At 64.2% G+C, this 20,853-nt stretch carries 15 protein-coding genes; 11 read left to right on the top strand and 4 right to left on the bottom strand.

Annotation, left to right across the window (positions count from 1 at the left end):
* Window positions 1–146: 146 nt before the first annotated feature.
* The 3 genes from OPIT5_12650 to OPIT5_12640 all read left to right on the top strand — a co-directional run bounded on the left by OPIT5_12650 (window position 147) and on the right by OPIT5_12640 (window position 1,461).
* Complete coding sequence (locus OPIT5_12650) at window positions 147–497, top strand: hypothetical protein (GenBank protein AHF90931.1); 351 nt, start codon at window positions 147–149, stop codon at window positions 495–497.
* Between the two features lie 213 nt (window positions 498–710).
* Complete coding sequence (locus tag OPIT5_12645) at window positions 711–908, top strand: hypothetical protein (GenBank protein AHF90930.1); 198 nt, start codon at window positions 711–713, stop codon at window positions 906–908.
* Between the two features lie 127 nt (window positions 909–1,035).
* Entirely contained in the window at window positions 1,036–1,461 is a 426-nt protein-coding gene (locus tag OPIT5_12640) for a Fe-S metabolism protein SufE (GenBank protein ID AHF90929.1), read from the top strand.
* A 127-nt stretch (window positions 1,462–1,588) separates the two neighbouring features.
* On the opposite strand, the gene OPIT5_12635 is transcribed toward OPIT5_12640, so the two are convergent.
* From OPIT5_12635 to OPIT5_12620, 4 genes are all read right to left on the bottom strand, one after another.
* Window positions 1,589–3,049, bottom strand: coding sequence for an alpha-1,3/4-fucosidase (locus OPIT5_12635; protein ID AHF90928.1), 1,461 nt, complete (start codon window positions 3,047–3,049; stop codon window positions 1,589–1,591).
* Window positions 3,050–3,131: 82 nt separating this feature from the next.
* Window positions 3,132–4,553 carry a glucose-inhibited division protein A gene (locus OPIT5_12630; GenBank protein ID AHF90927.1) on the bottom strand — a complete coding sequence of 474 codons (1,422 nt, stop codon included), beginning with the start codon at window positions 4,551–4,553 and terminating at the stop codon, window positions 3,132–3,134.
* Window positions 4,554–4,731: 178 nt separating this feature from the next.
* Window positions 4,732–5,754 carry a LacI family transcriptional regulator gene (locus OPIT5_12625; protein AHF90926.1) on the bottom strand — a complete coding sequence of 341 codons (1,023 nt, stop codon included), beginning with the start codon at window positions 5,752–5,754 and terminating at the stop codon, window positions 4,732–4,734.
* Window positions 5,755–5,878: 124 nt separating this feature from the next.
* Complete coding sequence (locus tag OPIT5_12620; GenBank protein AHF90925.1) at window positions 5,879–6,913, bottom strand: LacI family transcriptional regulator; 1,035 nt, start codon at window positions 6,911–6,913, stop codon at window positions 5,879–5,881.
* A 170-nt stretch (window positions 6,914–7,083) separates the two neighbouring features.
* Between OPIT5_12620 and OPIT5_12615 the strand changes: the two genes are divergently transcribed.
* From OPIT5_12615 to OPIT5_12580, 8 genes are all read left to right on the top strand, one after another.
* The gene (locus OPIT5_12615) at window positions 7,084–7,812 is read left to right on the top strand and encodes an N-terminal cleavage protein (protein AHF90924.1); all 729 of its coding nucleotides are present in this window, start codon (window positions 7,084–7,086) and stop codon (window positions 7,810–7,812) included.
* Window positions 7,813–7,924: 112 nt separating this feature from the next.
* The gene (locus tag OPIT5_12610; protein ID AHF90923.1) at window positions 7,925–8,884 is read left to right on the top strand and encodes an anchor protein; all 960 of its coding nucleotides are present in this window, start codon (window positions 7,925–7,927) and stop codon (window positions 8,882–8,884) included.
* A 34-nt stretch (window positions 8,885–8,918) separates the two neighbouring features.
* Window positions 8,919–10,574: a hypothetical protein gene (locus OPIT5_12605; GenBank protein ID AHF90922.1), complete on the top strand. Its 1,656-nt coding sequence runs from the start codon at window positions 8,919–8,921 to the stop codon at window positions 10,572–10,574.
* Window positions 10,575–10,584: 10 nt separating this feature from the next.
* On the top strand, window positions 10,585–11,649 hold the full coding sequence (locus OPIT5_12600) for a glucuronyl hydrolase (GenBank protein AHF90921.1): 1,065 nt from the start codon (window positions 10,585–10,587) through the stop codon (window positions 11,647–11,649).
* Window positions 11,650–12,012: 363 nt separating this feature from the next.
* Window positions 12,013–13,092 carry a hypothetical protein gene (locus OPIT5_12595; protein AHF94340.1) on the top strand — a complete coding sequence of 360 codons (1,080 nt, stop codon included), beginning with the start codon at window positions 12,013–12,015 and terminating at the stop codon, window positions 13,090–13,092.
* Window positions 13,093–13,183: 91 nt separating this feature from the next.
* Window positions 13,184–18,013 carry a hypothetical protein gene (locus tag OPIT5_12590; protein AHF94339.1) on the top strand — a complete coding sequence of 1,610 codons (4,830 nt, stop codon included), beginning with the start codon at window positions 13,184–13,186 and terminating at the stop codon, window positions 18,011–18,013.
* Window positions 18,010–20,007, top strand: coding sequence for a hypothetical protein (locus tag OPIT5_12585; protein AHF94338.1), 1,998 nt, complete (start codon window positions 18,010–18,012; stop codon window positions 20,005–20,007). Before OPIT5_12590 ends, OPIT5_12585 begins: the two co-directional genes overlap by 4 nt.
* Window positions 20,008–20,150: 143 nt before the next feature.
* A complete protein-coding gene (locus OPIT5_12580; protein ID AHF94337.1) occupies window positions 20,151–20,786 on the top strand; it encodes a hypothetical protein in 636 nt (211 codons plus the stop codon).
* The last annotated feature ends 67 nt before the right edge of the window (window positions 20,787–20,853 follow it).

The following is a 20,853-nucleotide window of genomic DNA, read 5'->3' as shown; positions in this document are numbered from 1 at the left end:
CGGGAAGTGGCACGGGCTTCCCGCCCGTGGACGTGGACGGCGTGAAGCGTCGCCCTGCATTTACACACCGCTAACAAATTTCCGGCCTTCCGACATCATCCCCTTACAGAGCGGGCCTATCGTACCGGCGAACCACCACAAAACCTGTGAAAATCCGAACCCGCCTTGTTTCCTGCGCGCTCGCCGCCGCCCTCCTGTCCTCCGTCGCCTGCCTGGCCCAGCCCGACCGTCCTCGCGACGATTCCGGCGGTCCGCCGCCTCCGCGCGTCAATCCGATCCTCGCCCTTTTCGATACCGACAAGGACGGCGTCCTCTCCGCCGAAGAGATCGCCAACGCTTCGGCCGTCCTCAAGGCGCTCGACAAGAACGGCGACGGCCAGCTCACCGCCGACGAATTTCCCGCCCCGCCGCCGCGCGGCCCGGGCAAACCGGGCCGCGGTGCGGGCGGTCCCGGCCCCGCTCCGGAAGGCGAGGAGACCGCCCTCGCGCACCGCTGAGGGGTTTCCGGGAGCCGATATCGCCTCCCTTCCGTCCGCCCCTCGTCCGGTTTCTGTTCACCTTGCTGTGCTCGCGCGACGCTTTTCCTGCTCGTCCCCGTTGCATTGCCTGATCCTGCACCTGCAGCCGGCGTCCGTCTCTGGCGGACGCCGGCCTTTTCGCGATAACCCGTCTTCCCCTCCTGTCTCCCTGAGCGACAGGACGCCCTGAACATGCCCTCTTCCGATCCTCTCCCGCCGCCCATCACCCCTCACCTTGACCACCAGCCGGCCAAGGTCAGCCGCCGACGCCGTGTTGTTCCCGAAAACCGCAACTACAATCCCCCGCTGATCGCCACGGCGCTGATGGTCGGGGTGGCGATCGTTATCGCCGCCTTCGTCCTCATTATTGCCAGCCTCACCGGCCGGTGACCGCGCGGTCATCGCCCGTCGTTGCAGCCTCCGTTCGCACCGGTCGCCAGTGCGCCGCCCGCAAAAATTCGGGAAAACTCCGCTGGCGAGAATCCCGCTCCTGCGCCACAGTTGCGGTTTCTGCGCCATGACACTTTCCGAAAAACGCGACGCGCTGGTCGAAACCTTCACGCTGCTGCCCGACGACGAGGAACGCTTCCGCCACCTCCTCACGCTCGGCCGCCGCTATGCCGCGCTCGACGCCCGCTACCACACCGACGACCGGCTCCTCCCCGGCTGCATCTCGCGCCTCTGGCTCCAGCCCGAACTGCGCGACGGCCGCTGCTATTTCCATATGGATGCCGACGCGCAGATTTCCAAAGGCATCGCCGCCCTCATGTGCGATTTTTACAACGGCGAGACGCCCGCCGACATCCTCGCCACCGAGCCGGATTTTCTCGCCGAAGTCGGCCTCCCGCAGGCGCTCTCGGCCAACCGCAGCAACGCCCTCGCCAGCCTCCGCCGTTATATCAAGGCCTTCGCCCAATCCTGCCTGCAACCCGCCTCCGCCTGAGCGACCGGAGCGGCGGCATTCCTGCCGCTGCTTTTGCCGGACGAAGCTCCGGTCCCGTAAAACATTCCGCGGGATGCTCACGAGAGTCCGGTCGATTCACGGCAGCGGCAGGAATGCCGCCGCTCCGTCAATACACCCGCCAGGCCGACAACGCCGGCGGCGCGAGCGCCTCGTCGATCGTCAACCGCAACCGCCGCGTCTTCACCGGCGCCGCCAGCCGGTCGAGTTTCTTGCGCCCGATCGTCGTGCCGCGAGCGATTTCCGTCCATGTGCCGCCCACCTCGGCCTCGACGCGATACGCCGCGATCCGCTGACCGTGTTGCACGGGCTCCTCGAAACAGAGTACACTGACCGTCACGCCTTCCGCCTCCGCTCCGGTTTTGCCGCCGGAGAATGTCATCTCCAGCACCGCCTTCGTGACGCCCTCCGGCGCGGCCCAGCAGGTGTCCGGATTTCCGTCACAGACCGACTCCGCCAGGTACTCCACCACCGCGCAGGGACCGCTCGCGCGTTCGTTATCCGCCATCACGCGAACGCCCTCCGCGCGTGCCAGGTCCTTCGCAAAGATCCGGTCCAGTTCGCGCCGCATACCGGTGATCGCCGCGATGTCGTTCTCGTGAAACAACCCTTCGCGCGTCGGGGGAATGTTGAGCAACAGCAGGCCGTTGCGACCCACGCTGCGGAAATACAGGTCCACCAGATTCTCGACCGACCTCACCTTGTCGTCCTCTTCCGCGTGATAAAACCAGCCGGGGCGGATCGATACGTCGCACTCCGCCGGACGCCATACGCGCGGCTCGCGACCTGCCGGATCGGGCGCGTCGCCGCTGCCGAAATGCCGCTTCAGCTCCTCGCGCGCCGCCGCGTCGTTGGCCTGGTTGATGCCCGAATCACCCGGAAACCGCACCGTCCGAGGATCGACGGTGGCCCAGCACGTTTCGTTGGCAAACCCGCGCTCGTTGCCCACCCAGCGCACGTCGGTGCCGCCGTCGCCAAACGTCACCGCGCCCGGCTGCAGCTTTTTCACCAAGGCGAAAAACCGATTCCAGTCGTATTCCTGTTTGCGTCCGTTCGGCCCCTCGGCGCACGCGCCGTCGAACCACACCTCGTGCAACTCGCCGTAGTGGGTCAGCAACTCCGTCAGTTGCGTGCAGTAAAAGTCGTTGTAGCGCGGCGAATCGCCATAGCACGGTTCGTGACGGTCCCATGGCGACAAATACAAGCCGACCTTCAGCCCCTCGGCCCGGAAGGCATCAACAAATTCGCGCACCAGATCGCCCTTCCCTCCCCTCCACGGCGATGTCTTTACCGAGTGGTCCGTCGTCGCCGTCGGCCACAGGCAAAAACCGTCGTGATGTTTCGCCGTCAGGATACCGATCCTGATTCCCGCCTCGCGGGCGACACGCGCCCACTGGCGGCAATCGAGCCGGGTCGGATTAAAAATCGCCGGAGATTCGGAGCCGTCGCCCCACTCGCGTCCGGTAAACGTGTTCACGCAAATATGCACGAACAGATTGGTTTCGGTGCGCTGCCAAGCGAGCTGCGCAGGTGTCGGAACCGGGGCAAAGGGAGGGAGGAGTGACGACATGGACGGAAAAGAAATTCCCGTCCTGACAAGTAGGTCCTCCGGAAGATAGCAACCCCGAAGAGCGGTCCCTCGTTTCCCGCGGTCAGGCACTCCCGCTCCCCGCCGGCGGATCGTCCTCCGCGACAATCTGTCGCCAGGCGACCTTGTGCGGCGACACTCCCCGGCGTGCGCACCAGGCCGCAGCGCGGCCGGCGGCTTCGCCCAGCTCGACCGAATAACCCGTCACACGGTAGCTCGCATGCGCAATGAAGTCGCCGCTGATGCAACGCCCGGCCAGCAGCAGGCCATCCACATCTCGGGCCACGAGCGCGCCGAACGGAATGTCGTAGGGACGGGCATGGACACCTTCGTTGGAATAACCGTTGGCTGCCGCGCCCGGCGACCCGTTGCCCGGACTGCGCGCCGTTGCGTGGACGTCGACGGGAAAGGTGACATGCGTGACGGCGTCCGGATAACGCGCGCCATTGATCAGGTCCTCACGTGTCACCGTCATGAGTCCGGCGATACGCCGGCCTTCGCGAACGCCGATATGGTTGCCCGTGGCCACCAGCTCGAGGTGAGCCCACACGCCGCCGAGCCGTCGCAAGGCCCGCACCGCAGAAAAAACTTCGGCGCGGGACGCAAGGGTAGCCGCCGTGAGATCGTCAGCATCGATGCCGGAGTATCCGTAAGCGTGGTTGGCCATGAGCGCATACAGCCGGTCGTGGATGTGGAAGAGGGTCGGGCGGCTGTAGGAAAGCGCGAAACCGGCGCGCCCGAATTCGGCCACCAGGGCATCCTTGCCTTGCCCGTTGTCAAAAACCCTTCCCGTGACAAAGTGCGACACCTGCCCGTAATCCGGACCCGTGACGAGTCCCATGAGCGTCATCGCCTGGGTTTGTCCGGTCCGGGGGCCGGCGGTGCGAGGCTCCGGATCGTCGCGCCCGAAGGCGAACGCACAACCCGCCTGCGCCGCGAGATCGCCGTCGCCGGTGCAATCGACAAACACGCGGGCGCGCCAGGCTTCACGTCCGTTTTTCGATTCGGTGATGACGGTGGTGAGTCGTCCCTGCGCGTCGTTGAGCGCAGTGACCACACGCGTGTGCAGGCGCACGCGCACTCCCGCGCTGGCGCAAAGGTCTTCCAGAGCGACTTTCATGGTCTCTGCACTGTAGGAAACGCCGCGTCGCGGGCGCTCTGCACTGACGGGGCGATCGCAGAATTGCGGGCCGCGCCCGTCCTGCCATGCGGTGATCCCCCGCAGGATGTCCGCCATCACGCCGGTCTCCGCATTGCCGTCGATGATGAAGCCGAGGAGCCCGGCGGTCCATACGCCACCGAGGCATCCCTGTAATTCGATCAGCACGACACGGGCACCGCTCCGCGCCGCGCTCAGAGCGGCGGCGACGCCGGCGGGTCCGCCGCCGCAAACGATCACATCCGCATCGGCAACGACCGGGATGCTCCGGGAAGGTTCTGCACAGGAAAGTCGGGTTTGCATGATGCTGGCACTCAGCATCCGGATGCCGGAGCGGCCAAGGGTCCGTTTGTTTTAACAGTAAACGTGCCCGTCCGTCACGTAACGGAGCGGCGGCATTCCTGCCGCTGCGACGAGGCGCAACGCGCCTCGCCCTTTGCCGGTGAGCACCGCGGTTTACTCAAACCTTCCCCGACTTTCCCGAACAGGGCGACGCTTCGCGTCGTCAGCAGCGGCAGGAATGCCGCCGCTCCGGCAGGAACCGGTCGCCCATCCATGTGCCTGCGATCAACGTGGTCTGCGGACAGGCCGGCACGCCGTAATCGTTGGCATGCAACAATCCCGCCAGCCGGTCCATCGCAGCGGCCCCGAGTCCGGCAAAATTGCGACTGATGCCGGGTTGCCGTCGCCCGGCGCCCGCCTCGTCGGCATTGAGCGCCACCCGCGCCACGCCCGGCGGCAGCGTCATGCCGCGCGCTTCCAGCTCCCGGACATCCAGCCCCACCACCGCGTCCAGCCGCTCACGGCGCGCCCATCCCGCCAGGTCCGGCCGCGTGTCCGGTTCTGTCAGCAGGGCTTCGAGACGTGGCGCTCCGGCCGTCGTGCGTTGTTCGGCCAGCCAGGCCGCCAGCCACAGATTGTAGATCACCCGGTTGACGCGCCGGTCCACAAAAAAGCCGATGCGCCGGTAGCCTTTTGCCCGGCAACGCTCCAGCGCCAGCATCATGCCATGGAAGTAGTCGTGCGAGACCCGGTGAAAGTCGGGTTTCCGGATCGAGTAGCCGGTCGCCACCACCGCCAGGTCCGACCAGTCGAAGGCGGGCAGCGTGAAACCGTCGGCGGGCAGGGGCGCGAGCACCAGACCCCGCACGCCCCGGGCCTCGATGATCTGCCGGAGCCGGCGGGCCGGCATCTCCGGGTCCCGTATCCAGAATTCCTCGACCGTGTAGCCGAGCGCCTCGGCCCGTTTTCCGAGTCCGTTTCGCAAGGTCCGGTAGGCGGGAAATTGTGTTTTCCAGCCCGCGCGCGTGCCGAAACAGGTTACAAATCCCACCGTCGCCTGAAACGCCGGATGCGAACGCCGCCGGTGCGCGTTGAACGCCACGACCAGCGGATTGGGCCGATACGCGTGTTTGGCTGCGAGTGCCTGGATGCGTCTGCGCGTGGCGGCGGAGACGCGCGGACTGTTTCGCAAGGCCAGCGATACGGTCATCGCACTGCATCCGGCGAGTTTTCCCAGTTCGGCCATGGTTCGCGGCACCGCAGGCGCAGCAGTGACAGAGGCGGGAGGGGAGGTGCGGCGGTTCATGGCTGTCGGCAAACGATGGCCAACGAATACGACCCGCGCTGCCGGCCGCGCCAGCTTTTTGATGTCATGCCCGCTTTCCCCTGCCCGCTTTCGCCCGGATCGTCTCGCCTTCCACCCATGTGCCCTTGACCAGAACCTTGGTCGGATGCTCCGGCAGGCCGTATTCGTTTTTCAGGATCTGGCCCGCCACCAGATCGACGACATTGGCCCCGATGACACGGTGATTTTCCTCCGTACCCGAAAACCGGCTACGCGACGGCCGGTTCAGGCACACCATGGCGATGTCTTCCGGCACGCGCAGCCCCGCCGCTTCCACCAGCGGTTGTTCCTCTCCCAGAAGGCACACCAGCGCGTCCGGCTTCCACTTCCGGTACCACGCCCGGAACCGGTCCGGCCTCGGCAAGTGCGGCACTGCCGGATAAATCGGCACCCGGTCCTCCGCCGGCCGGTGGTGCTGCCACAACAACAACTGCGCCAGCCAGAACGACCGCACCGTCCCGGCCTCGGGCGCCAGCGCGATGCCGATCCGCCGATAGCCGCGATGGAGCAGTTCCCGGAAAACGATGTTCACATTCTGTTGATGATCGGTGGAAACCCGGTGCACGTCGGGGGTTTCCCACGAGTGCGCGACCGAGGCGCAGGCATAGCGCGCCCAGTTCATCGCCACCTCGCCCGCGCTCCGTTTCGGTGCGGCCAGCACCAGTCCGTTGATGCCTCGCGCGGTCAGGATCCGGTCGATCTTGCCGGCATCCATGCCTCTGGCCTGGAGGTAAAAGCACTCCATGCGGAAACCCGTCGCCTCCGCGCGCGCCACCATGCCCTCGTATTGCTGCCGGTAGGTTTCGTTGGGGAAAGCGTCAGCCTCGTCACGGGCATCCAGCAGGATCGCGATGCAGCCGCGATTCGAAGCCACCCGGCCCGAACGGATGTGGGCCATAAGCGAGGTCACCCAGGCATTGGGCCGGTAGCCGAGCCGCACCGCCGCCTGCTCCACGCGTCGCCGCGTTTCTTCCGGGATCGACGGATCGCCGCGCAGGGCGAGCGATACCGTGGTCTGATGCACGCCGAGCGCGGCGGCGATGGCGCGTTGGTTGGGCATAACGAAAAGAATGACGGTGAAAACAACGTCGTACTCTTCGTGATGAGTATCGGGGAAATTGCAAGTTTCCGACTCGTTCATCACATGCTTTCCACAGTCAATTCGCCGTGTACCGACGCGGTCGTTTCTCCACCACCCGAAACCAGCAGCCTTCCTTTCCGCCCTATCCCATGAAACCTGTCACCAAACCGATTCTGCCCCGTCCCGGCGCCGCCTTCACCCTGATCGAGCTTCTCACCGTCATTGCCATCATCGGCATCCTTGCCGCCATCATTCTTCCCACTGTCGGCAAGGTTCGCGAATCCGCCAACAGCGCACGGTGCAAGAGCAACCTCCGGCAGACAGGCGTCGCCATTGCACTCTACCTTACCGACAATCGTGTCTATCCCTCCGGCAACATCCCCATGCTGACCAGGGAACTCGCTCCCTACCTCAATCCCAAGGTCACGCTCGGCAGCCTCCAGGATAAAGGCACCGCCATCGACGAATGCCCCTCCCGCACCATCCGTCCCTCCACGAGCGAAATCACTCGCACCTATAGCGCCAACCCCTTCCTTCATGTCAGCCTCAGCACCTACCCCGTCCGCATCTCCCCGGAACAGGTGACCCGGCCCTCCGAGACCATTCTCTACATGGACGCCAGCCAGCGTACCACCGGCACCGCCCACATCCGCCTTCAGGACCTTGAGACCGGCCCTGCCTGGATGGGCCGTCCTCCTCACTCCGTGAACAATGCCGACGACATTCTCCCCGACGGCAACGATGCCGACGGTGTCAACAACGACGGTTACTTCCGCTTCCGTCACAACGGCAAACTCAACGCCGTTCATGCCGACGGCTCCGTCAAGACGTACGCCAAAGGCACCCTCAAACAGCGTAACTTCTCGGTCAGCTACTGATTCACGGCCCGGTCCTCTTTTTTCCGGCAGCACCGGCAGGTACTGACCTGCCCTTCCGGCTGCCGCATGTCCTCACACCTCCGCCCGGCCATCATCCCGGTTCACCATCACAATGAATATCCATAAAACAACTACCGTATCCGCCATTCTCCTGGCAACCCTTCCCGCACTTGTCTGCCACGCGATGGCGCAGACAACCCCCGTCTTTGCTGACGATTTCAGCGCGGCCACCCGCACCGGATGGTACTCCTCGGGCGCCGTCACCGGCGACACCCCCACCCTCTCCTGGACACAAAACACCGGCCTCACGCTCAACGCGGCCAGCGTCCATGCCGTTTCCTATTTCGACCCCGCGACTGTCGGCGTGGGCGAGACGCTCTCCGTCACCGTGAAATTCAACGTCAGCGGAGATACCGACGTGGCCAGCGGCAATTTCTTCCGGCTCGGCCTGTACAACGCGGGAGCCAATGGCCACGTCAACGTCGACGACCATGGCACCAACGGCAACAAGGCAGGCAGCAATCTGGGCGCCGACGGTTTCATCTCCTATACCGGCTATCGCGCCACCGCCCGCTTCAACACCGGAAGCACCCAGCTTGTCCTCAACGAACGCCGCACTTCAGCCAGCAATACCCTCATCATCAATGATGGCGGCAATCTCACCACCCCCATTTCCTCCACCAACGCCAACACCGCCGGCACGTCCATCGTTCTCACCACCAACCAGACCTACACGTTCACCCTTTCCCTTCATCCCGAAGACGCGGGCAATCTCCTCATCAGCGCCCGCATTACCGGTATCGACAAGGACGGCAACGCCTTCGACTACACGGCGACAGGCAGCGACACCGCCAGCATCGTTTCAACCTTCGACACCATCGCCATTGGCCTCGCCAGCGGCACCGTGCAGTACACCCTGAACGACGTGTCTGTCGTCCATACAACCGCAGTCCCCGAACCCGCGACCATTGCCGCCATCTCCGGATTGCTCGTCTTCGCAGCGGCCGCTCTCATCCGTCGCCACACACTCCCGACCCCGGGCAAACTCCGGACCCCGGCCTCCAGACCCTGAACCGGCGGCCCAGCCGCTCATTCCGACTCCCGCCATGCGTCCCGCCACCGCCGTCCTCGTCCGCAACATCGTCCTTGCCGCCATGCTTCTTCACGTCGCCGGCACTCCGCTCCGGGCGTCATTGTGGGATGAATACGCAGCCTCGCCCGACACCCATCCCAACATCCCGAACTGCTCCTGGGCCGGCTATCAGTACGGCGAAAAGCCCATCCCCTCGCCGGATGGACCGCTGATCAACGTCCGCGACCACGGGGCCAGGGGCGATGGCTCCGCCGACGACACCGCAGCCATCCGCGCCGCGCTGGCCTCCGTCGATCCGGCCCGCGGCGGCGTCATCTGGTTTCCCGACGGCACCTACAACGTCAGCGGTGTCCTCTTCGTCAACACCGACAGGACGGTCCTCCGCGGCCAGTCCCGCGATGCCACGCGCATTCACTTTACCCGCCCCCTTTCCACTGCCTTTCGCGACGGTAAAATCAGAATCGCCGGCGCTCCCCCCGACCGCCGCCTGCCCTCGCGCTGGTCCTGGTCCGGCGGGCTCGTCTGGTTCACGCCCGCGAGCAAAGCTACCTGGACGACCCAACGCCTCACCGAAGGCTGGGACGCCGGCCCCTCGCTCGGCGCCGTGTCTGCCCCCGCCCGCCGCGGCGACCGCACGCTTGTCCTCGCAACGCCACCTCCCGCCGACGCCCTTCGCCCTGGCGACTTCATCATCCTGCGCCAGAACGACACCCGCCCGCAAAACCCCACGCTCATAAAAAACCTCTGCGGCGATGGCCCGTGGGCCGACGCCTATGACTGGGCGCAAAAAACCCACGCCGGCTACCAGCGCGCCGTGCACCTGCAATGGGTCGTGGAAGTCGCCGCCATCGATGGCTCCCGTCTCACCCTTCGCCAGCCCCTCCGCTCCGACGTGCGCTCCGAATGGCAGCCCCAGGTCAGCCTGCTCGGCCCCGTCATCCGTGAAAGCGGCATCGAAAATCTCACGCTCAGCTACGCCCGCGAACGCGTCTGGACGCCCGCCTTGCACAACGTGGACGAAGGCTGGAACGCCCCCTGGTTCAACGCCGCCATCCATTGCTGGCTGCGCAACGTCACCCTCATCGACGCCGACAACGGCCCCGGCACCGCGGCCTCCAAATGTGTCACCCTGACCGGCTTCACGCTCAAGGCGAGCCGCCCCGCCCTGAGCAAACATCACCACGCCACCACCTGCCGCACCCGCAGCTTCGACATCCTCTTTCAGGATTTCGCGATCGAAACCACCCCCATGCACGGCCTCAACGCCGAACACTTCTCCGCGGGCAACGTCTGGTCGCACGGCACCATGAGTCATGGCACGTTCGATACGCACCGCAATTTCCCCTATGACAACATCCGCACCCGGATCACGCTCAACAACGACGGCAACCACGGCGGCGTCGGCGGTCCTCCGATGGGAGCGCGTTTCGTGAACTGGAACATCAAGGTCACCAACAACCGCAACTACATGATCGGCTGGGCCAACCTCATGCCCCAGGGCGCCATCGTCGGCCTTCAGGGCGCCGCCATCGTCACCGATGCCCGCCCGGAGGAAACCCCGACCGGAGACCTCGCCCGGTGTCGCATCGAAAACCCCGGAGCGGTCCCCGATCCGCCCGATCTCTACGAAGCCCAGCTCAGGCTGCGGCTCTCCTCGCGACAGGACTGACCTCGCTCCGATGCGATCCATCCGATCCCTCGATCTCGCCCTCGGAGCCGCCCGCAAACACCTCACCATCTGTGGCAATTTCGAACGCTACGAAGGCATTGTCACCCTTTATGGCATGGCCCGCCTCGCGACCGGTACCGGTGACCCTGCGATCAGGGCGCAAATTCGCGAATGGCTCATGCCCTTCATCCGGGGAGAACTCCGTTTCCGGACCAATTTTCCCAACTATCTCTGTGGCGGCGCGGCGTCGGCCTACCTTCTCTGGCGCGGATACCTGCCCGAAGTCCGCGATGCCGTCCGCCGCTACGCCGAGGAAATCCTCAATCATGCCCCGCGCGACCCCGACGGTATTCTTACGCGTCCGCGTGACGCCGCCAAAGGTCTGGCCTGGATCGACGTCGCCTTCGCCGTCGGACCCTTCCTGCTCTTCGCCGGCCTCGCCCTGGGCGACGACCGCTACGTCGAAGAATCCTTCCAGCAGACCGCGAAGATGGTCCGCCTCTTCCGCAATCCCGACAATGGACTCCTCCACCAAGGCCGCAATTTCACCGGACCGGGCAGTATTTCCGAAGATCACTGGAGCCGCGGCAACGGCTGGGGAGCGTTTGCCCTCATCGAACTCGCCCGCCACCTGCCTGATTTTCATCCCCGCAAGGCCGAGTCGCTCGCCCTTTATCGCGATCACGTCGAAGCCTGCGCCCGCGCTCAGGATATCGACGGCCTCTGGCACCAGGAGATGACCGAGCCGACATCCTACGTCGAGACTTCCGGCTCCGCGCTTCTGCTCTACGCCCTCGGCTCCGGACTGGAGGCCGGCCTGCTCGCCCTCCCCGATACGCCGGAGACAAACGCCCATCGTACCCGTTTTGAAAGAGGCATGCGCGGGCTTCTTGCCTACATCACCGACGACCTCGATATTTTCCACACCTGTCGTGGCTGTCTTTGCCCGGGCGCAGGCACCAAAATCGACTACATGGCCCAGGCCCCCGTCCTCAACGACCCCCATGCTTTCGGCCCTGTGGTGCTCGCATCAGGACAAGCCCATCTTCTCACCATCGAAACCATCGTCCGCTGAGGCATTTTCTCCTCCATTCACCCTCCGCCAGCACATTCGGCGCGCATCATGGATACGCATGATCCGATCGATTTGTTCGCTCATGGCATCCGCCGGCATCATCTCCATCTGATACCGGCGGGATCACTCCCCGCTCTGCCCGTGCATTTTCACCCTCGAAACACCTTATCGTGTTTCCGAATGCCTCCGGCAGCTTCCTGAACGACCTCGTCTCCCCCTTCGCATCCAATCTCTCCGGGCCACCAGATGGAGGAAACGAATCCCTCTGCCCTCATCCGGAAAGCGGTCAGGCAACGGCATTCGGGAGATGGCAACGGTTCTGCAAAAAATTCCTGACATAGGCATCGTCCGCCGTAACAAGTCGTGGTAAGCCATCCCGTTTTGAAGACACCTCGCAAAAAAGTTTCCATTCGCGACCTCGCCCGTGAACTCGGCCTCAGCGACCGCGCTGTTTCCCAAGCGCTCAATCCCCGCGAAAGCAACGTCAAGCTCAGCCCCGCCACGCTCGAACGCGTGCAAAAACTCGCTTCAAAACGCGGCTATCGCGTCGATACCAGCGCCCGCGCCATGCGCTACGGACGCTTCTTCAACATCGGCTACTTCGAGGCCAGTCGCAGCGTCGTCCATTACCCCCGGCTCGGGGCCGAGGCCGGCGTTTTCGATGCCGCCTCCGAACACGGGTATCACGTAGTTCTGGTCAAAATACCCGCCGACCTGACCAATAACAAAAGCGCCCTCCCGATCGTTTTCAGGCAATCCCACCTCGACGCCCTCGTGGTCGTCCATCAGGGCAATTTGCCCCCCGCCTACGCCGAGGCCATCGACGCCAGCGGACTGCCCGTTGTTTATCTCAACGAAAAGCGCGCGACCAATTCCGTCTATGTGGATGACATACGAGGCGCAGCCGAACTGACCACGCATCTCCTCGACAAGGGACTCCGTCGCATCGCCTTTCTCCGGGGCAACGACGATTCCATGCACTACAGTCTCAACGATCGTCAATCGGGCTGCACGCAGGCCCTGGCAGCCCGGGGTCTCAAACCGGCAATTCTCGATTTCGGAGCCGGATGGGAACCCAAAGTCGAAAGCTGGCTGCAAACGAAGCCCGGGATCGATGCCATCTTTTGTCCCGACGATCTCAGCGCCCTCCGGCTCATTCGCATTCTTTACCGGCTGGATATCCGCGTCCCCGACCAGCTTGTCGTGGCTGGCTATAACGGAGACTTTTCGCGCGAAGCCCCGGTCGCCATGCCCACGATGGATATTCCCTTTTACGCGATGGCTCGCGCGGCGGCAGGGATGGCGGTGCGCCTTGTCGAGGACAAGGCCATCAGCAGCCTCCCCTCGCAAGTCTTCGCCAGCCGTCTCATTCCCGACGTCTCGGTGGAGACGGCATCCGGCCTCTGGCGTTCTTCACTCCTCCCGGCTCTCCGCCTGCAATAGCCGTCAGCCGCTTCCCCTGATTTTTGGTGAACATGTATTTTTCGCTTGATTCAATTCGACGATGAATTAACCGGTATTTGCCATACTCCTCATGCCCTTCGTATTACTCGCCGCCCACATGTTTTCCCGTATCCGTGCCGTGTTCATTCTGGTTTCGCTCCTGGCCTTGCAGGGAACCTTTGTCGCCGGGCAATCACTCCCCGCCCCGGCCATTCTGCATGACGGCGAACGCGCCACGCTCGACCTGGCAGGCGAATGGCGCGCACAACCCGTATCCGGCCTTGAGTTACATTACCCTCCCCCCGAAACGGGCTGGTCTCCGCAAAAAATCCCCGGACGCACCCGCGTTCTCAACGGCCCCGCTGTCCAGAGCCCTTATCACACCTTCATCGACCGCATCCTCACCAAAGACGGCCAGTGGATTCGCAAGACAGGCATCGCCGGCTGGTTCGAACGCCGCTTCACTTACCCCGGAAAACTCCCTCCCGGAAAACGTGTCCACCTCGTCTTTCACGGCATCTCCCACAAGACGGAAACATGGCTCAACGGTGTTCGCCTCGGTTCCTCCGTGCAGGGGCTCGTTCCGCTCCGCTATGACATCACCGACCTCCTCAAGGCCGATGGCGCCGAAAACCGCCTCCTCGTCGGCCTCGCCGCCCAGGAAGGACTGGTGGACCTCGCCACCCGCACCTTCGTTGCTCCCACCGCCGGCGCGCCAAGCGGCATCTGGGGACGCGTCGAACTCCGGATACTCCCCGCCATCCGCATCGACGATATCTTTGTCAAAACATTCGTCAAAGAGCGCCGCATCGAATTCGAAACCACTCTTGTCAATGAAACCCGCGCCCCCGCAACCCTCGATATCGACGGCCTCGTCGTTGACAGAAACAACCGTCCGCAAACCGATCTCCCGGCCCGTCGTCTCACCCTCAAACCCGGCGAGACAAAAACCGTCACGCTCTCCCGCGACTGGATCGCGCCCGTCCTCTGGAGCCCCGATACTCCGGCTCTCTACCATGCACGCATCCGGATAACCGATACGGAAACACCGACACGCGAAATCGATCGCGACACCGTCCGTTTCGGTTGCCGTGAGTTTGAAATCCGCGGGCGCGATTTTTACCTGAACGGCATTCGTACCGTTCTGCTCCGCGACAGCACGCTCTACAACATGGCCCTCGGGGCCACTCCGCGCATCCTCGACGAACTCCGCTCCACTGCCGGCCGTCCTTTCAACGCCATCCGTCTCCATCACGGGCTCAACAATACGGCAGTCCTCGATCTCTGCGACGAACTCGGGATCATGGCCATTCCCGAGTCCGCCTGGGTCAACATGTCCGGAAAATACTCCCGCGAACACACCGACCTCTGGCTCCCCAATGTCCTGGACTACACCCGGAGCCTCATCCGTCTCCACCGCAACCGCCCCTCGGTCATCATGTGGAGCCTGACCAACGAATCCCTCTGGGGCTCCACCGATCCCGACAGCATGGCTATCGCCGAAAAGCTCATCGCCGCCGCCACTGAAGCCGATCCCACCCGTCCCTTCCAGGGCGACGCCGAAGTCAGCTGGGGCGGACGCCTCCCTGTCATCAACATCCACTATCCGGAGTCCTCCGTCGGGAATTCCCTGCGCGAACGCTATCCGCACAGCGGCTTCGTCTTCCCCAACGACCTCTACTGGCTCCGCCAGACCGGTGAGAACACCGCCTGGCGCGCCCGTTTCGAATGGGACCGCCCTCTCGTCATCGGCGAATACTGGCACCTCACCGGCGACGCCGAAAGCAAGTCCAGTTACATGGGAGAAACCGTTTTCGACTGGACCGAGCGCGAGCGCGGCGGACGTCTCCGCGAAGCCTTTGCCGCGCCGCTCCAGATGATCACCGACGCCTACCGCGTCCAGGGCGTCGCCGGTCTTAACCCGTGGATCGGCGACCGCTCCCGCACCCTGAAGCCCGTTGCCGTGCGTCCCCTCGAATACTTTCCCAACTTCTTCGCCGGGAAAACGCAGACTCGCAAAGTCGTTGTCTTCAACGACAGCCGCACCGCCTGGGAGCGCATGCACCTCCTCTGCACACTGAAAATCGGCGAACGTATCCTGTGGAGCGAAACCATCCCCGCACAAGCCGCGTCCGGCGAGCGCAACGTGCTTGATATCCCGATACCTGTTCCTTCTCTTCCCTTCGCAGACAGCTCCGGAAACACTCCCGCGGTGCAAGCCCTTCTCACGGTCCAGCTCGCCCACGTCCGCAGTGATCGCAATCAGCCCCTCGACCAGTTCGAGGAAACGGTCTTCATCATGCCGCGGGCCACGCTTGCCTCCTTTGCCAGATCCGCTCCCTCAACTCCTGCCATTTTCCTGCTCGATACATCCGGTGACACGGCTGCCGCCATGGGCAAGCTCGGCTGGACGCCCCCGCATGGCAAGACCCTCGCTCCGCAGACGATCGCCGGCATCCGCCTCCTCGTCATCGGCAACGACACCCTGCCTTCCCCTGCAGAACAACAGATTATCGCCGATTTCGCCGCCGCTGGCGGCTCCGTTCTCGTTCTCCGGCAAGATGCGCAGTCTCCGCTTGCCTCCGCCCTGCCCTGGCTTCCCGCCCCTGATGCCGCCCATGTCTCCACCCGTGCCTGGCCACGCACCCATGCTCACCCTGCCCTCGCCGGTCTCGATCCCCGCCAACTTTCCTGGTGGCGACCCGATCACCTTGTCTCCCGAAAAACCTTTCAGAAACCTTCCACCGGCGATTACCGCGTAATGCTCGATACGGGCGGGCAATTCGGCCTTCTCTGGTCTCCGCTCCTGGAGGTTCCTCACGGCCAGGGTCTCTTCATCCTCTCGCAACTCAACCTGGTGGATCGTATCGACGACGAACCGCTCGCCGGCCGGATACTCGCATCCCTCATCCGCTCTGCGCTGGAACACCATCCCCGCCCCTCCGCCCCGCTTCGGCTCCTCGCGTCCACCAGTTCAAAGATCCCCGCAGCTCTTCGAGCCGCCGACATCGACTTCACCACCGCTTTTGACCTGGCCGCGCCCGCGGGCGGCCCTCTCCTCCTCGCCGACGGTTTCGCGCCCTCGGAAACCCAGCTTGCCTCCATCCGTAATCACCTGACCTCCGGTGGTCACGTCTGGATTCACGGATACACCCGCGAAACTCTTTCAGCCGTGGCCCCTCTCTTCCCCTTCAAACCTGAGCTCGAAGATTACCCCAAACACATAAAAACCGCCGCGCGTCAGACCGAAGATCCGCTCATCGACAATTTGTCCACCTTCGACTTCTTCTGGGCCAAAATCAACCTCGGCCGCCTCAGCCAAGGGGCGCAATCCACCGCCCCCCTTGGCGGTCCCGCGCTTCGTATTTCATCCGACAATACCACAGCCGTTCCTCTCATTACCCCGGCCCTCCTTGTCAAAATCCCGGTCGGTTCCGGCACCCTTCTTTTTGACAACCTCCGCTGGGAAGACGCCCTTGCCTTCGAAAGCGACAAAGTCACCCGCATCGTCAGCTCTCTTGCCATCAACCAGGGAGCCCGTGCCGCCCCCCGCCGCGACGCTCCCCGCTACGATCACTTCTTTGTCGATCTCTCCGCCCACGCCAACATGGGCTACCACGACCGTATCGCCGACGACGGCATCGGCGGCTGGACCGACCAGGGAGACAACGACATGCGCTTCTTCCTCATCAACCACACTGGACGCGAAGGCGGCCTCGACACCGGTATGGAAGTCGAAGCCGAAGTTTTTCCCACCCGCATGGACTTCGCAGGCCAACCCTTCCGCCTCATCGACCCCGCCCGCAACTCCGGCCGCGCCATCGTCAGCCTTCGCGGCACCGACCACGGCACCCGCCTTCCCGACGCCGCCCGCGCCGTCCCCGTCGCCCGCCGCGCCGACACCCTCTGGCTCCTTCACGCCGCCTCCTGGGCCTCCCCCAAAGTCCACCAGGACGTCGCCCGCATCACCGTTCACTACGCCGACGCCATCACCGTCACCCTCCCCATCCGCTACGGCCTCGAAACCTCCGACTGGTGGACGCCTGCCGCCGTCCCCAACTCCCGCATCGCCTGGACCGGCCGCAATCTCCTTCACTCTCCCGTCGGCATTTACAGCACCGCCTGGACCAACCCCCATCCGGATAAAGAAATCCGCACCCTCGACATCCAGGCCGCCCTCGGCCCCACCCAGTTCGTGCTCCTCGCCATCACTGGCGGCACTCGCGCCGGCGCCGGCGCTCCCGCCGTCATCCCCAAAACCACCGCCACGCCCTCTCCTGTGATGCCGTCGGCCGTCACCAGGCCGCTCCCCGCCGCCCAGGACCCGCTCCTTGGCGGCTGGGATTTCACCCAACCCGATGCCAAGGGGGCCATCCCCAATCTCGTCAAAAACGCCCCCGCCCTCCGTCCCGCCAAAACCGCGCCCGTGCCCGAGACTCACGACAACCGCCCCGCGCTCCGCTTCCAGGGCGGTGCCTCCCTCAACTCCCCGGCCTGCCCCGACATCATCCCGTCCGATGGCCTCCCTTTTGCCCTGGAACTCGCCTTCGCCGCGGCCACCCGGCCCGGCAACTCGCTCGCCGGTCTGTATCAAAAATTTAATTACAAAAAAGACGGCTTCCGCCTTCTCCTCAACAAACGCGGCCAGCTCATCCTCGAAATCAACACCGCCTCCGACTCCGGCCCCGTCATCAAAACTCTCGCCAGCCGCACCCGCATCGAACCCGGCCGGGACTACATCGCGCGCATCACATTCGATGGCCGGCACTGCACCCTCCATCTCGACGGCAAGCTCGACACCCTGATCGAAACCCCGCCCCCCCTTCCCTCCGACGCCCGCATCCAGATCGGCACGGCTTCCGGCCCCGAATACCACTTCGACGGCTGGCTTCGCCGCCTCACCCTTCACGCCCTGCAATGAAGATAGTCCCCATCCTCTTTGCCCTCGTCGCCGCCACGCTCGCGCCTGCCTCCCCGGTCGCGCACGACATCACGCTTCCCGCTGCCGTCATCGGGCGCACGCCTCAACACATCGGTTACAACACCAGCCAAAACATCCCCGGGAGCAATGCGTCCGACTGGATCGAATACAGCGGCATGACTGCCGCCCGCTTCTGGTGGCCCCTCGCCGCCTGGCCCGATGATCCCCTCCGGCCCCCCGCCAACTCCCCGGACGAGAACCTCCAGAACACCCTCGCCGCCTTTGAACACGCCCGCGCCCGACTCCGCCGCGACCCGCTCGCACCCGATGCTGCCGACTGGCCTGCCCACGAGGCCCGCATCGCGCAGATCTTCGGCGGCGGCCGTTCAGGCATGACAGGCGACTGTTATTCCCTCTCCGAATTTCGTCGCCTCGGCGTCGATATCCTCTGCCCCCTCACCATTGGCGCCCGCAACGCGCTCGCCGGAGGCCGCTTTCCCCTCAACCACCCCGACGGCACCCCCGACTGGATCTCCCGTCATGCCTACTGGCGCGGTATCTACCTCAATGCCTTTTACCTCGCCCGCCACTACGATATTCGCCGCTTCCAGCTCTTCAACGAACCCGATCACCGCGAGTCCCAACCGATCACCCAGGAACAATTCCTGACTCTCGTCCAGCTCGGTTCCGACGCCGTTCGCGCCGCCATCGACGACGTCAACCGCCTTTACGACCGCCACCTCGTTCCCCTTATTTCCGCCCCGGTCACCGCCGGCCTCGACGTTTATCTCCCCCGCTCCGGACGCCCCGACACCCGCGATGCCGCGCGTGGCTGGGGCCAGTTCACCCTTGCCGCCATCGACGACGATTACCCCGGGCGCAGCCTCCCCCGCCGGCCCCTCTTCGATCAGTATGCCTTTCAGATTTACACCCGCGACCCCCGCACCATCGACCGGCAAGCCGCCCGCGTCCTCACCGCCATGCGTGCCGACCGCCCTCAGGGCATTCCCCCGCTCATCATTTCCGAGATGAACGTCAGCACCGCCGCCGCCTTCCTTAAAACCGCCGACACCCTCGACACCCCCGCTTATTATGCAGCCTTTGGTGCCATCGCCGCCGCCTACACCCGCATCGGCCTGAAAGAACTCTACGTTTTCCGTTTCACCCAGAGCGCCAACATGCCCGACGGACAAATCAAGAAAAACGGTACCCACGTCATCGACCAGAATTCCCCTCTCCAACCCATCCTCCGCTCCACCAAGGGAGCCGAAGCCGCCCGCCTCTACACCCGCGCCTTCGCCGGCGGACTCGACCTCACAAAAGTCCCCGCTCCCGACGCGCTTCCTGAAAACCTCTCACTCCTTGCCGCCCGCGAACCGCACACCGGCCAGGGCCGTGTGCTCGTTGCCAACACCAACCCGACACAGCGCCGCCTTCGCCTGCGGCTCGAAGGCTGGAGCTTTCCCCCCGCCGCCCCCTGGTATGTGGAGGAAGTCAGTCACCGCGCCCATGGCGCAATCACCGCTTTCGGAGTCCTCGCCCCTGACAACACCGTGACGCTCGAAGTCCCCGCAATGTCCAACCTCGTTCTGCGCATTGATCCCGCCATTCCGGAAAAGCCCTCCTCTCTCCGGCAGGCTCCGCGGGACAACGGACGCTGGCGGATCGGGATCGACCCCCCGCCCCCTCCTTCCACCGGCTGGATCGGTGTGTCGCCAAATACCCGCTACACCGGAACGACTCCCCGTATCTTGCGCGTCTGGCTGGAAACCCCCGAAGGCATCCCCCAACGCATCCTCGGCCACACGGTGATCGCCAGGGAAAGCCCTCCCCAGTGGCTCCGCCTGCGTCCCGGAGAAAGTGAAAAAAATCTTCTCCTCCGCATCGAACCTGAAGAACCCGGACAACCCCCCGTAACCCCGGAAACCCTGGACATCCTGCTCCGGGACCAGGCGCAGCTTTCCGGCTCCCTCTCCTCCCCTCCGCGCACCTGATAAAAATGCTCCCGAATGTAAAAATGCGGGTATTTTAACCCTTGACAATTCAACGTCGAATTATTGATTCCAACCACACCCGCCCGAAACTCTTTACCCGCACAAGCATCATGTACTCCCCATCCCGACGCGCTGCGTTCACGTTGGTCGAATTACTGACCGTCATCGCCATCATCGGCATCCTTGCCGCCATCATCCTGCCCACCGCGAGCCGCGTCCGTGCCAGTGCGCGCACTGCTCAATGCATCAGCAACCTCCGTCAACTCGTCATCGCCGCGCAACTCCACGCTGCCGACAACCGCGACAGGGTTGTGCACAATACCGAAAAACCCACCGCCACGGGCGGCACCATGACGTGGTGCCAGTTACTCGCTCCCTACGTGTTCTCCGACAAACGGGTGGTCACCTCGCTCCAGGACAAGGACATTCGCCCGCCCGGCATCTTTGCCTGTCCCGCCGGCAGCTTTCTCATCACGGCGTCACATCAATCCGACTACGGAAAGAATTTCCTCGTCAACGGCCAGATCAACCCTGAGCCGGGCAGCAACAAAAATTCCGGTTACAAATATTCCCAGGTGCAGCCCGCCGCCCATGTCGTCCTTTTTCTTGATGCGACCGAGCGCGACTTCACCGGATTCTCCGCCAACAAGCTGGCGCTCCGGCACAGCGAAAAAGCGAACCTCGCCTACTTCGACGGCCACGTAAAAACCCGCGCTCTTCCGGAAATCCCTCTCGGCAGCGCCGAGCAGAAAGAGCTTCCGTGGACTCCGCGGAAGTAATCCGCCCCCTCGCCGCCGCCTGCCTCCCTCATCCCACAAGACAAATCGTAACTAAAATCTCATTACA

This window comes from Opitutaceae bacterium TAV5, assembly GCA_000242935.3.
GTDB lineage: Bacteria > Verrucomicrobiota > Verrucomicrobiia > Opitutales > Opitutaceae > Geminisphaera.
This window is presented reverse-complemented; position numbering and strand designations above follow the sequence as displayed.